Genomic DNA, 12,815 nt, shown 5'->3' on the forward strand with positions numbered 1-12,815 from the left:
CCGGGCCCAATCACGCCCCCCTGCGGCGCCATGAGGCACTATCCCCATGGCGCCGCAGGATCACGGCTACTGCTGCCCCGATTTAAGGTGACGCGGCCGAATGCCCAGCAGCAGCAACACCACGGCATAGACCGCAGCCCCCAGCGACAGCAGCATGGTCAGCTGCAAACTGGCCTTGCCCATGCTCCACGCCCCCCACTGGGCCAAATCCGGCGACAGATAGGCGAGCACACAGCCCATCAGCACGCTGGCGACCAGCAACTTGAGGCAGAACACGCCAGTATGGCGGGAGGGACGATAGACGCACTGCTGGTACAACCCCTTGAACAGCAAGGCCGCATTCAGAGTGCCCGAGCAGGCGGTCGAGAGCGCCAGCCCCACGTAACCGAGCGGGTAGATGAAGATGAGGTTGCAGACCATGTTGGCAATCATCGACATCACCCCGATCCGCACCGGCGTCTTGGTATCCTGACGGGCGTAATAACCGGGGGCCAGCACCTTGATCAGCATCAGGGAGAGCAGACCGGTAGTGGAGGCCAGCAGGCTGGCGCTCGACATGCTCACTTCATGCAGGCCAAATTCGCCGCGCATGAACAGCACTCGCAAAATGGGCTCGCGCATGACCGCAATGCCTATCATGGCGGGCAGGCCGAGCAGCATCACCATCCGCACCCCCCAATCCATAGTGCGGGAGAAGTCCGCCGGATCGGCATCCACATGCTTCTTGGCCAGCGCTGGCAGGATCACGGTACTGATGGCCACCGCAAACAGCCCGAGGGGGAACTCCAGCAGGCGATCCGAGTAGTAGAGATAGCTGATGGCACCAGTCGCCAGGAAGGAAGCCAGCATGGTGTTGACCAGCAGGTTGATCTGGCTGACCGAGACCCCGAACAGGGCCGGGATCATCAGTGTGCGGATCTTCACTACCCCAGGGTGATTCCATCCCCACTTGGGCCATACCAGCATGTTGATTTGGCGCAAAAAGGGGTATTGGAACAAAAACTGCACCAAACCGCCCAAAAAGACACCAATCGCCAGCGAGATCTCAGGTTTGTCCATCAGCGGTGCAATCCACCAGGCCGCGGCAATCATTGTGATGTTGAGAAACACCGGCGTAAACGACGAGACAGCAAAGCGGCCGAAGGTGTTGAGGATGGCCCCCGCCATGGCGGTAAAAGTGATAAACCAGAGGTAGGGGAAGGTGATTTTGAGCATCAGACTGGCGAGCTCGAACTTCTCGGCCGCAGGGCCGCCATGCAGCCAGTCCCAGAACCAGCCCCAGCCAAACAGCGCGGTCAGCACACCCGACCCCAGCACACCAAGCAGGGTGACTACCGTCACTATCCCCCCCAGCGTGCCCGCCACTGCAGCCAGCAATTCACGCACTTCCCCCTCGTCGCCATTTTTCTTGTACTCCGTCATCACGGGAACAAAGGCCTGGTTGAAGGCACCTTCGGCGAACAGACGACGCAGAAAGTTGGGAATGCGATTGGCAAAAAAGAAGACGTCGGCGGCCACCCCGGCACCAAGCAGATTGGCGATGACCACATCGCGAACCAAGCCCATTACGCGGGATGCCAGCGTCATTCCGGACACTATCATGCCGGATTTGATCAATTTCTTACTCAAGACGAGGCCTCTGGAACTGTCAGAATGAAAAGAATGCTGCTAGAATCGGCCGACAGTTTAACCGTCTCCCTACTGACACACCACCGGGAGGCGGTGTTTATTTGCACAAATCATTTGACAATATGTGGTTGGAAGGGCATATTTCCGGGCCTTTTCAATACACTCGCTAAGACAGTTTTAGGAGTTTTACCTTGGCTAACATCAAATCTGCTAAGAAGCGCGCTCTTCAGTCAGAAAAACGCCGTCAGCACAACGCCAGCCGTCGTTCCATGACCCGTACCTACCTGAAGAAAGTCATTGCTGCTATCGCCTCTGGCGACAAAGCTGCTGCGACTGCCGCTTTCGCTGTTGCTCAGCCGATCATGGATCGTATGGCGACCAAAGGCCTGATCCACAAGAACAAAGCTGCTCGTCACAAGAGCCGCCTGTCTGCCCAGATCAAAGCTATGGCTTAATCAGCTTCTGCTGATCAAAGCTGAAAAAACCGGCCTTAGTGCCGGTTTTTTATTTATCTGCGCTGCAATAAAGTCGATGCAGCAAACTGATCATTTCACGCACCTCATGGCTGCGCAGCGAATAGTAGACCGTCTGGGCCTCTTTGCGAGTCATCACCAGCTCATCCCGCCGCAGCAGCGCAAGATGCTGTGACAAGGCCGACTGACTCAATCCCAATCGCTCGTTGAGCTCCCCCACTGACAGTTCGCGCTCCAGCAACTGGCACAGAATAAACAGCCGCCGTTCGTTGGCCAGCGCCTTGAGCAAGGCCACCGCTTTACTCGCATTGGCTTCCATCTCTTCAAGTTGCATCACATCTCTCCTCTACCACTCATCGCCGATGATACGTGGTGACGGGTCGTTTTAAAACGACAGGGTGGCCGGCTGGATGGCGGAGAAGTTCTCCTGGCCGGAAAAGAGAAAGGTAAAATCGCTCTCGCAGACCCGCTTCACCGCCGGATGCTGGATCATCCGCTCGGCGAAGATGACGTAATACTCCTCCATCAGATCCTGGGTTTCCCCGATCAGCATCACCCCCTCCCCCTCGAGGATCTCCTCCCGATAGATGGTCGGCGCCATGAAGATGCCCTGATTGAAGAAGCCAAACGCCTTCATCAAGGCGGCATCATCAAACTCGCCAAGAATGCTGGGGGAGACACCTTGCTGTTCGAACCACTGGGTCAGCTGACGCCCCATGGCGGTACGGCGACCGGGGATCAGCAGCTTGCGCTCTTCCAGACAGGCGGGAAAGGGCTTTTCAGGCAACGGCGCCTTGCAGAAGAAGCTGACGCCACAGCCGCCCAACCGTTTGGAGAGCAGGCCCGCATGCTGGCTGGAGTCCACCGGACAGTCGGAGAGGATCATATCGAGCTTGTGCTCGCTCAGCTGCTCCAGCAGCAGTTCGTGGGTCGATTCGAAACAGCGCAGATGGATGGAACCATCATTGGGGATGACAGAGAGCAGCACGCGGCTGGCAAGGCGCTTGGAGAGGGCATCGGCGATGCCGACGTCGAACAGGATCTGGCTCTCCTTGCGGTAGTTGACGATATCGAGCATCTCGTAGGAGAGGCTGAACATCTTGTCGGCATAGCGAAACACCAGCTGGCCCAGCTCGGTCGCCTCAAGAGAGCGCCCCTTGCGTTTGAGTAGCTTGCCCCCGAGGCGCTGCTCCAGCAGCTTGATCTGACCGGTGACGGTTTGCGGGGTCAAAAAAAGGGCTTCCGCAGCCTGGGTAACGGAGCCCTTCTTCTGAGTCATCCAGAAATAGTAGAGATGGTTGTAATTAAGGTGTGACATCCGATGGGGTTCCCGCTTGACGCGGACTCCGGTAGCAGCTGAGTTCAACCGCCAGAATGTCATACATGTCGCTAACCGAGTCAACCTTGTTCGCGCCAAACTGCTCCATCAGACTGGCCTTGAGGCGTGCTTTGTCCGGCATTCGGTCAGCGCAATAACGCTTGTTGGAACGCTTGACCATCTCCCCTGCCCGACTGCTCAACGCCCGCTCGGAGAAGGTCTCGCCGAAACGAGCCTTAGCCTGCTTGTCCCCCAACATCAGAGCACTCTCCACCACCCCGTTGAGATAGGCCGAACAGCTGGCCGAACCAGCCTCCTGTCGACACTCTTCAAACCCGCCAGCTAATCCCATAGGACTGACCAAGAAGAGCAGTAACCATGCCTGTTTTCTCATAAACCCTCCGCATTCTGGTCCCCATCACTCTTGGGGAGTGACAATCGCAAGGCCAGATAGCCAACCAGCGCTGCAATGCTGGATCCAACGAGGATCCCGAGGCGCGAGTAGCTGCCGTAATCTAGCCCACCATGCTCAAAGGCCAGTGACGCGATAAACATCGACATGGTGAATCCGATACCACAGAGGATGCTGACCGCAAAAATCTGCTTGAAGTTAACCCCGGGCGGCAACTGGGCGATACCCAGTTTGACCGACAGCCAGCTGATGGTAAACACCCCGAGCGGCTTGCCGATAAACAGCCCCAGCATGATGCCCATGGGCACCGGATTCAACAGGGAGGAGAGACCTATCCCCTCAAGGGATACCCCTGCGTTGGCAAAGGCAAACAGCGGCAGGATCAGATAGGCACTCCAGGGGTGCAGTTGATGCTCCAGATACTTGAGCGGCGAGGCGTAACGCTTGCCGTTAAGCGGAACCATAAAGCCCACCACTACACCCGCCAAGGTCGCATGGACGCCAGACTTGAGCACCGCAACCCAGAGCACCAGACCAACCAGCATGTAGAGGCTGATCCTGTCCTCGCCACGACGGTTCATCCAGAACAGGGTAAAGGTAGCCAGAAGACCGATCGCCAGCGCCTCAAGCGACAACTGCTGGGTATAGAAGAGTGCGATGATGATGATGACGCCGAGGTCATCCATGATGGCCAGCGCCAGCAGGAATACCTTGAGGCTCACCGGCACCCGCTTGCCGAGCAGCGCCATCACCCCGAGGGCAAAGGCGATGTCGGTCGCAGCCGGGATCGCCCAGCCAGCACGCGCCACTTCGTCCGAATAGTTGAAAAAGGCGTAGATCAAGGCTGGAGCCAGCATGCCGCCCACCGCCGCGATGGCCGGAAAAGTCGCTTGCACCCGGGAGGAGAGCGCCCCCTCCAGCATTTCACGCTTCACTTCCAGGCCAACCAGCAGGAAGAAGATCGCCATAAAGCCATCGTTGATCCAGAGCAGCAGCGGCTTGTTGATGTCGAGAGCCGCGATGCGCACCTGCACCGGCGTGTCGAGAAACGCCTGGTACCCGCCAGCCAGCGCGGTATTGGCTAAAATCATTGCCAGCATGGCAGCCATGATCAGAATAATTCCGGAGGCGGCCTCCAGCTTCAGGAACTTTTTGATTACATCACTCATGGTTAAATTTTCCACCGTATTGCTTTGGTTTGAGTCTATCTCTTGCAACAACCAATGGAAAATCGTTTCTTGCTGCTCAATACAACGAAAAAACCGAAGGCAAAATAGAACATACCTGCTATAAGCAGGTTTTTCCTCGTCTCTGGTTACCGTCTTATTAATCAATAAAATGAATTTTCAATTATTTAACTGCATAAAAAAGGCGCCCTGAGGCGCCTTGCTATCAGATGGCGACGGGCGCCTTGATGCCTGGGTGGGGGTCATAACCCTCGATCTCGAAATCCTCGAACTTGTAATCGAAGATGGAGTCAGGTTTGCGCTTGATCACTAGGGTCGGCAGCGGGCGCGGCTCGCGGGAGAGCTGCAGGGCTGTCTGCTCCATGTGGTTGGAGTAGAGGTGCACATCACCGCCAGTCCAGACGAAGTCACCCACTTCCAGATTGCACTGCTGGGCCATCATGTGGGTCAGCAGGGCGTAGCTGGCAATGTTGAACGGCAAGCCGAGGAACACATCACAGCTGCGCTGGTAGAGCTGGCAGGAGAGCTTGCCGCCCGCCACATAAAACTGGAAGAAGGCGTGGCAGGGGGCCAGCGCCATCTTGTCCAGCTCTCCCACGTTCCAGGCGGATACGATGATGCGGCGCGAATCCGGGTTGTGCTTGATGTCATCCACCGCTTTCTGGATCTGGTCGATGACAGACCCGTCAGCGGCAGGCCAGGAGCGCCACTGAGCGCCGTAAACCGGCCCCAGATCGCCATTCTCGTCGGCCCACTCATCCCAGATGCTGACGCCGTTTTCCTTCAGATAGGCGGTATTGGTATCGCCATTGAGGAACCAGAGCAGCTCGTGAATGATGGAGCGCAGGTGGCACTTCTTGGTGGTCACCAGCGGGAAACCTTCCGCCAGATTGAAGCGCATCTGATGGCCGAACAGGGAGACAGTACCGGTGCCGGTACGGTCTGACTTGACGGTGCCCTCATCGAGGATTTTCTGCATCAAGTCGAGATAAGCTCGCATTATTTCGCCTCCTTCACGGCATTACCGAACAACTGCGGACGCTTGTAGGCGGCCCAAATCATCAGGGCACCGACGATAATCATCGGGGTGGAGAGGATCTGGCCCATGCTGATCTCCTGGAAGTAGAGACCGAGCTGGCTGTCCGGCTGGCGCACAAACTCCACCAGGAAGCGGAACAGGCCGTAGAACAGCAGGAACATGCCGGAGATGGCGCCGCGCGGCGGATTCTTGCGCCAGAAGAGATTGAGGATGATGAACAACACCACCCCTTCCAGGGCGAACTGGTAGAGCTGGGAGGGATGACGCGGCTCGGGACCCGCCTCCGGGAAGATGATGGCCCAGGGCACATCGGTGACCCGGCCCCACAGCTCGCCGTTGAGGAAGTTGCCGATCCGGCCAACGCCGAGACCAAACGGAATGAGCGGTGCCACAAAGTCGGCCACGGTGAAGAAGTGGCGCTTGGTCTTGTGGGCAAACCAGACCATCGCGGTGATCACCCCGATCAGACCACCGTGGAACGACATACCGCCGGTCCAGATCTTGAACAGGTAGGTGGGATCCGCGAGGAAGAGATCGAAGTTGTAGAACAGCACGTAACCGACACGGCCACCGAGGATCACCCCGAGGAAGCCGTAAAACAGCAGATCCGACACCTCGTTGCGGGTCCAACCGCTGTTCGGTGCATCGGCACGACGGCCGGCAAGCCACATGGCAAACGCGAAACCGAACAGGTACATGAGACCATACCAGCGTACCGATAGTGGTCCCAAACTGAATGCTACGGGATCAATCTGCGAGAAAACCCAATATCCATCGTGCTGCATATGCGGCCCCAGTCAAAATAAAAGCCGCATTTTCCGATCATTCGTCAGCAGGGACAAGGCATGATTATCAATCACTCTGTTTCGATTTATGACCGGCTCGCAGCAAACCGCCCAAACCATGCTCTTCCAGATAACGGGCAAACAGGCCGCGCAGCACGTGGGGATTGTCATGTTTGAGGCCATCAGCCATCAGTTCCGTCAACTCGCTCAGGGTGGATTGACGCAGCACGTACTTGATCCGGGCGATGTTGTGGGTGTTCATACTGAAGCGGCGATAACCCATGGCCAGCAGCAGCAATACACCGACCGGATCACCGGCCAGCTCGCCACACACCGACACCGGCTTCTGGTAGCGGTGGGAAGCATCAACCAGCTGTTGCAGGGCGCGGATCACCGCAGGATGGAAGGCATCGTAGATGTTGGCAACCCGAGAGTTGTTGCGATCCACCGCCAGCAGGTACTGGGTCAGATCGTTACTGCCCACCGACCAGAAGTCGATGAGCGGCGCCATCTCCGGCAAGATAAAGAGGGCGGAGGGCACCTCGATCATCACCCCGAGGCTGGGGTAGCGGATCACCGCATCGCGGCTCGCCGCCTCTTCCGACACTTCTCGCCACGCCTGATCCAGCAGACGACGGGAGGCTTTGATTTCGCTGACGCTGCTGATCATCGGCAGCATGATGGCCAGATTGTCCAGCCCTTCGCTGGCCCGCAGCATCGCCTTGAGCTGCACCAGAAACAGTTCGGGGTGATCCAGCGTAATCCGGATCCCCCGCCAGCCAAGGAAGGGGTTTTCCTCGACGATGGGGAAATAGGGTAGCGGCTTGTCGCCGCCCACATCCAGCGTCCGCATGCAGACCGGCCGGTTGCGGTAGGTCTCCAGAATGCCGCGATAGCGGGCAGTCTGCTCCCACTCGGAGGGGAAGCTCTCCTGCAGCATGAAGGGGATCTCGGTGCGATAGAGGCCCACCCCGTCCGCCAGCTGATTGAGGGAGATCTCGGTATCGGCACTGAGCCCGGCGTTGAGCAGCAGAGAGACCTTGGTGCCATCGGCGGTTTCAGATGGCAGGTTGTCGACGCTGCGCACCAGGGTATCGAGGGCCCGCTCTTCGCTCAGCAGCTGACGATACTCGGTCAGGATCACCTGATTGGGCTCGATGAAGAGATCACCACTATAGCCATCGACGACCAGCATGCGACCACCGATGTCACCAAGGGGCAGATCAACCCCCATGATGGCAGCCACCCCCATGGCGCGGGCCAAAATGGCCGCGTGGGAGTTGGTTCCCCCCTTGAGCGAGACTACCCCGGTCAGATACTCGCGGGGCACTTCCGCCAGAATGGTAGCAGTCACCTCGTCGGCAACCAGCACCACCGGCTCGCCGATGGAGATATGTTCAGGTTCATTCTGCACCAGCCGGCTGATCAGCCGCTGGGCAATATCCTTCACGTCGGTGGAGCGCTCCTGCAAGTAGGGATCCTTCATCCCCTTGAACTGCTCGATCAAGCGATCGCTGATGAGCTTGACTGCAGAGACCGCAGTCCAGTGCTCCTTGCTCACCTTGTTGCGAATGGGCTTGATATAGCCTGGATCGTTCAGCAGATGGAGGTAGATATCGAAAATCGCCACCGAATCCTGGCTGTAGCTCTCGCGAAAGCGCAGCGCCAGACTCTCCAAGTCGTGCCGCACTTCCTCAACCGCCAGCTCCAGCCGCGCCAGCTGGCTGGCATGGTCTTCATCCTTGCGCGGGGTAATGGACGAGAGCGCTTTGCGGGGCCGCCACACCCAGGCCTTGGCCATGGCAATGCCGCTGGCACCGGCAATACCGCGCAGCGGCTTGCTCCAGTCGGTCTTCTGCAACCACCCCTTGGCTTGTGCCTGGGCGATCCGCGCCGCCAGCTGGGCCGCCAGGGTGACCATGAAGGACTCTTCCCCCTCATCGAAGCGGCGACTCTCCTTCTGCTGCACCACCAGAATGCCGACCACCTGACGCTGATGCATGATGGGTGCGCCGAGGAAGGAGCGGAACGCCTCTTCGGCCACATCGGGCAGGAATTTGAAACTGGGGTGCGCGGGGGCATCAGCCAGGTTGATCAGCTCTTCCCGCTGACCCACCAGACCGACGATGCCCTGCTCGTAGGGCAGGGTCACCTTGCCGACTGCGGACGGGGCCAAGCCGTCGGTAGCCGCCAGGCGATAGCGGCGCACCTCGGGTTCCGAGACATAGACGGAGCAGCAGTCCACTGCCATGGCGTGCCGGGTCTGGCTCACCAATGCCTGCAAGGCCTGCTCGAGGGTATTGGCCTCGGCCATGCTCTCGACGATACGTCTCAGTTCCGTTAACAACTAATCTGTGCTCCTTAACGGGCGCGGTTGCGCCGCCCATCCTTCTTGTTGACCTGCACTGCCGGCACTGGCATCGCCAGCGGGGCAAACTCTTTCATGACCCGGCGGTAAACCTCCCGCTTGAACGAAACGACCTGACGCACCGGATACCAGAAGCTGACCCAACGCCAGTCGTCAAATTCGGGATGGCCATGACAGCCGAACTGGATCCGCGACTCCTTGCCCGAATTCAGCTGTAACAGGAACCATTTTTGTTTTTGGCCAATACAGACCGGTGAACTGTCCCAGCGGACAAGACGTTTGGGTAAACGGTACTTTAGCCAGTTACGACTGGTGGCCATGATGGTCACATCTTCGGGCTTGAGGCCAATCTCCTCATACAGCTCTCGATACATGGCCTGCTCTGGCGTTTCACCATCATCAACCCCCCCCTGCGGAAACTGCCAGGAGTGCTGCCCATAGCGTTTAGCCCACAACACTTGTCCTTCACGGTTACAGATCACGATACCGACATTGGGACGAAATCCGTCGCCATCAATCACGTGATCACCTTATAAAGGCTGAATCTATAAGGAGATTGTTCCACATTCACTCCGTGGCAGCAAACAAGGAGTGAATCCCCTGTTTCATGAATAACTTTCAATTTCAAACATACTTATAAACAAATCCAAGGATCCGCTTCCCCAAGTTGCCCACCCAGGCTGTGCATAAAGCTGTTAGCAAACGGGTATATACAGTACTTTTTAACTGTACGCGAAAAGTGCCTCTCCGTATTACCACGCGACATAAAATATAAAAAATCATTATTTTTTATAAGCTTGAGGCAAAATAACTGGATCTAGATCCATGTCCCCCCAAGAGCCAGATCCATGATCCGGATTGTGAACAAGTTTAACTGCTCAAAGATCCACCATGGCGAAATTATCCACAGGAGTGGCACAATATCTACCCCGTTTACCCTGTAAAAATGGGGTGGCATTCACAATTTTTTGTAACATATCAGCGACTCCACCCACTTTCATCCACTTATCCAAGATTTCTGTGGATAACTGTGTGTAACATCATGCACAAACCCTTGGACAACTATTTAGAGGTCAAACCAGACCTGGCTTACTGCTCGATAAAACAGACAAAATCCTTTAAAATCATAATGATGAACTGACAGCGCCCAAATTCTCTGCATTTGATCTTACCCACTCAGGATCGGTTATAAAAACAGCGATCCTTCTCGGGATCCTCCCCTGTTAGAATATGGCGAGCAAGATGGAGCCAACTATGCCAAGCAATCCCCAATCCGAGCAGGAGTTATTGAGCCGCGCCTATGCCATGGCTGGCTTCACGCTGGCGCAGCTGGCCGCCGAGGCTGGTGTCGCAGTGCCCAAAGACCTGCGCCGTGACAAGGGGTGGGTCGGTCAGTTGATCGAGCTGCAACTGGGTGCCAGCGCAGGGAGCAAGCCGGAGCAGGACTTCCCGGAGCTGGGGATCGAACTCAAGACGATCCCCGTGGATCCTCAAGGCAAACCGCTGGAGACCACCTTCGTCTGCGTCGCCCCGCTGATCGGCGTCAGCGGCCAGCGCTGGGAGGAGTCCAACGTGCGCAACAAGCTATCCCGGGTGCTCTGGATCCCGGTGGAAGGCTGTCGGGAGATCCCGGTTGGCGAGCGGCGGGTCGGCATGCCGCTGATGTGGAGCCCGAATGAAGAGGAAGAGCGGCTACTGCGTCAGGACTGGGAGGAGCTAATGGACATGATAGTGCTGGGAGAAGTGGAGCAGATCAGCGCACGCCACGGCCAGGTGATGCAACTGCGGCCCAAGGCGGCCAACAACAAGGCGCTGACTCGCGCCATCGGCCGCGATGGTCAACCCATCATGACCCTGCCCCGCGGCTTCTATCTCAAGATCGACTTCACCCACAGTCTACTGCAACGCTATTTTGCCTTGCCGACTTGATCTGCCTTATCAACATCTTTGTCATATGGTGGTATAAAAATAGACAGGAGCCATTTTTAACTCACAGACAAGGAGGCGTCATGCCACTGATCAAACAGTTTTTGAAGTCCAAGCCCGAGGTCAAGGTGACCTTTGCAGTAGAGAAAGAGGCGGCTGCAGGGGCGGAACAGGTGATGCTGATCGGCGAGTTCACCCAGTGGCAACCGGTCGAGCTGAAACGCATGAAGAGCGGCGAGTTCAAAGCCACCCTCAATCTGCCGACCGACGGCCCGGGGTACTTCGAATACTGCTACCAGCTCATCACACCGGCAGGGGAAACCCTCTACGAGAATGACTGGGCAGCGGATGACTATGTGCCAGGCCCCTTCGGGCGAGACAACTCGGTAGTTCGGGTCATCCAGTAACGGCCCCCAGAGAGCCAATAGACAGATACAAAAAAGGCTCGCCATTGGCGAGCCTTTTCACTACCTGTCGAGCTATTTGCCGACATACCGACACCAATTCGAATCGAATTAGTTGAGCTTCTCTTTGATACGAGCAGCTTTGCCGGACAGGTTGCGCAGGTAGTACAGTTTGGCGCGGCGAACATCACCACGACGCTTCAGTTCTACACTGTGGATCAGCGGAGAGTGAGTCTGGAATACACGCTCAACACCTTCGCCGTTGGAGATCTTGCGAACGGTGAAAGCAGAGTGCAGACCGCGGTTACGCTTGGCAATAACGATGCCTTCGAAAGCCTGCAGACGCTCTTTACCACCTTCTTTAACACGAACTTGAACACGTACAGTGTCGCCCTGGGCAAAAGCCGGGATGTCGGTACGCAGTTGCTCTTGTTCAAGCTGCTGAATAATCTTGCTCATTGTCTTTCCTTACCTAGGATAAACTGAAAACTCTACTTAACGCTGTCACGCACTTCGCGGACATACTCGGCAAGAAGTGATTCTTGCTCGTCAGTCAGAGCTAGGTTGTTAATAAGTTCCGGCCTTCTTTGCCAGGTTCGTCCGAGCGACTGCTTGAGACGCCAGCGTCGAATCACTTCGTGATTGCCGCTTGTCAGCGCCTCGGGCACCGCCAATCCATCCAACACCTCCGGCCGAGTATAGTGGGGATGATCCAGCAAGCCATCCGTAAAGGAGTCTTGCTCGGCACTGGCCTGATCGCCCAAAACCCCAGGGACCAGACGCGAAACCGCATCGATCAGGGTCATGGCAGGCAACTCGCCACCACTTAACACGTAATCCCCGATAGACCACTCTTCGTCGACTTCGGTTTGTATCACGCGTTCATCGATACCTTCGTATCGACCGGCTACCAGAATCAGTTTCTGATTCGTCGCCAACTCGGTTACGCCCGCTTGAGTCAGCTTGCGTCCCTGAGGGGAGAGATAGATGACTTTCGCCCCGTCTCCCGCCGCTTGCTTGGCTGCATGAATCGCGTCACGCAGCGGCTGAACCATCATTAACATGCCGGGCCCACCACCATAAGGACGATCATCGACCGTACGGTGTTTGTCGTGGGTAAAGTCCCGGGGGTTCCAGCACTCAATCTGCAGCAGGCCACTCTTGACGGCCCGACCCGTTACCCCGTGCTCGGTAATGGCTCGGAACATTTCAGGGAAGAGGCTAATTACCCCAATCCACATAAGAAACCTCCGGCACCCGTGTTAGCGCGGGAA

General features: G+C 57.0%; 14 protein-coding genes. 3 read left to right on the forward strand and 11 right to left on the reverse strand.

From position 1 onward, the window contains the following. Nucleotides 1-66 precede the first annotated feature (66 nt). Nucleotides 67-1,629, reverse strand: coding sequence for a murein biosynthesis integral membrane protein MurJ (murJ, locus tag G5253_RS06645; RefSeq protein ID WP_421202928.1), 1,563 nt, complete (start codon nt 1,627-1,629; stop codon nt 67-69). A gap of 191 nt (nt 1,630-1,820) precedes the next feature. On the opposite strand from murJ, the gene rpsT reads away from it, so the two are divergent. Beyond that, on the forward strand, nt 1,821-2,084 hold the full coding sequence (rpsT, locus tag G5253_RS06650) for a 30S ribosomal protein S20 (RefSeq protein ID WP_005308808.1): 264 nt from the start codon (nt 1,821-1,823) through the stop codon (nt 2,082-2,084). A 49-nt stretch (nt 2,085-2,133) separates the two neighbouring features. Here the strand turns inward: rpsT and G5253_RS06655 are convergent, their stop codons facing one another. The 8 genes from G5253_RS06655 to rppH form a co-directional block, all read right to left on the reverse strand. Then, nucleotides 2,134-2,436: an ArsR/SmtB family transcription factor gene (locus G5253_RS06655; RefSeq protein WP_100646798.1), complete on the reverse strand. Its 303-nt coding sequence runs from the start codon at nt 2,434-2,436 to the stop codon at nt 2,134-2,136. Between the two features lie 51 nt (nt 2,437-2,487). Next, a complete protein-coding gene (gene nhaR, locus G5253_RS06660) occupies nt 2,488-3,420 on the reverse strand; it encodes a transcriptional activator NhaR (RefSeq protein ID WP_005340434.1) in 933 nt (310 codons plus the stop codon). Further along, entirely contained in the window at nt 3,407-3,772 is a 366-nt protein-coding gene (locus G5253_RS06665; protein ID WP_216954529.1) for a hypothetical protein, read from the reverse strand. The genes nhaR and G5253_RS06665 overlap by 14 nt, the downstream gene beginning before the upstream one ends. 38 nt (nt 3,773-3,810) lie before the next feature. Then, nucleotides 3,811-5,001 carry a Na+/H+ antiporter NhaA gene (nhaA, locus tag G5253_RS06670; RefSeq protein ID WP_421202931.1) on the reverse strand — a complete coding sequence of 397 codons (1,191 nt, stop codon included), beginning with the start codon at nt 4,999-5,001 and terminating at the stop codon, nt 3,811-3,813. 223 nt (nt 5,002-5,224) lie between these two features. Beyond that, nucleotides 5,225-6,019 carry a thymidylate synthase gene (gene thyA, locus G5253_RS06675; protein WP_227341905.1) on the reverse strand — a complete coding sequence of 265 codons (795 nt, stop codon included), beginning with the start codon at nt 6,017-6,019 and terminating at the stop codon, nt 5,225-5,227. Beyond that, nucleotides 6,019-6,843: a prolipoprotein diacylglyceryl transferase gene (lgt, locus tag G5253_RS06680; protein ID WP_421202933.1), complete on the reverse strand. Its 825-nt coding sequence runs from the start codon at nt 6,841-6,843 to the stop codon at nt 6,019-6,021. The genes thyA and lgt overlap by 1 nt, the downstream gene beginning before the upstream one ends. A gap of 67 nt (nt 6,844-6,910) precedes the next feature. Further along, nucleotides 6,911-9,190: a phosphoenolpyruvate--protein phosphotransferase gene (ptsP, locus tag G5253_RS06685; protein ID WP_005340422.1), complete on the reverse strand. Its 2,280-nt coding sequence runs from the start codon at nt 9,188-9,190 to the stop codon at nt 6,911-6,913. A gap of 14 nt (nt 9,191-9,204) precedes the next feature. Then, nucleotides 9,205-9,732: an RNA pyrophosphohydrolase gene (rppH, locus tag G5253_RS06690; RefSeq protein ID WP_005340421.1), complete on the reverse strand. Its 528-nt coding sequence runs from the start codon at nt 9,730-9,732 to the stop codon at nt 9,205-9,207. A gap of 733 nt (nt 9,733-10,465) precedes the next feature. On the opposite strand from rppH, the gene mutH reads away from it, so the two are divergent. Together mutH and G5253_RS06700 are read left to right on the forward strand one after the other, a co-directional pair. Then, nucleotides 10,466-11,140 (forward strand): DNA mismatch repair endonuclease MutH, encoded by a 675-nt coding sequence (gene mutH / locus G5253_RS06695; protein WP_258721418.1) that lies wholly within the window; start codon nt 10,466-10,468, stop codon nt 11,138-11,140. Between the two features lie 80 nt (nt 11,141-11,220). Continuing rightward, nucleotides 11,221-11,544 (forward strand): isoamylase early set domain-containing protein, encoded by a 324-nt coding sequence (locus G5253_RS06700; RefSeq protein WP_005348910.1) that lies wholly within the window; start codon nt 11,221-11,223, stop codon nt 11,542-11,544. A 108-nt stretch (nt 11,545-11,652) separates the two neighbouring features. On the opposite strand, the gene rplS is transcribed toward G5253_RS06700, so the two are convergent. Together rplS and trmD are read right to left on the reverse strand one after the other, a co-directional pair. After that, nucleotides 11,653-12,000: a 50S ribosomal protein L19 gene (gene rplS, locus G5253_RS06705; RefSeq protein WP_005313505.1), complete on the reverse strand. Its 348-nt coding sequence runs from the start codon at nt 11,998-12,000 to the stop codon at nt 11,653-11,655. A 32-nt stretch (nt 12,001-12,032) separates the two neighbouring features. Further along, nucleotides 12,033-12,782, reverse strand: a complete 750-nt coding sequence (trmD, locus tag G5253_RS06710; RefSeq protein WP_005308699.1) for a tRNA (guanosine(37)-N1)-methyltransferase TrmD — start codon at nt 12,780-12,782, stop codon at nt 12,033-12,035. Between the last annotated feature and the right edge of the window lie 33 nt (nt 12,783-12,815).

Source organism: Aeromonas sp. 602658 (genome assembly GCF_049173005.1).
GTDB classification, from domain to species: domain Bacteria; phylum Pseudomonadota; class Gammaproteobacteria; order Enterobacterales; family Aeromonadaceae; genus Aeromonas; species Aeromonas veronii_A.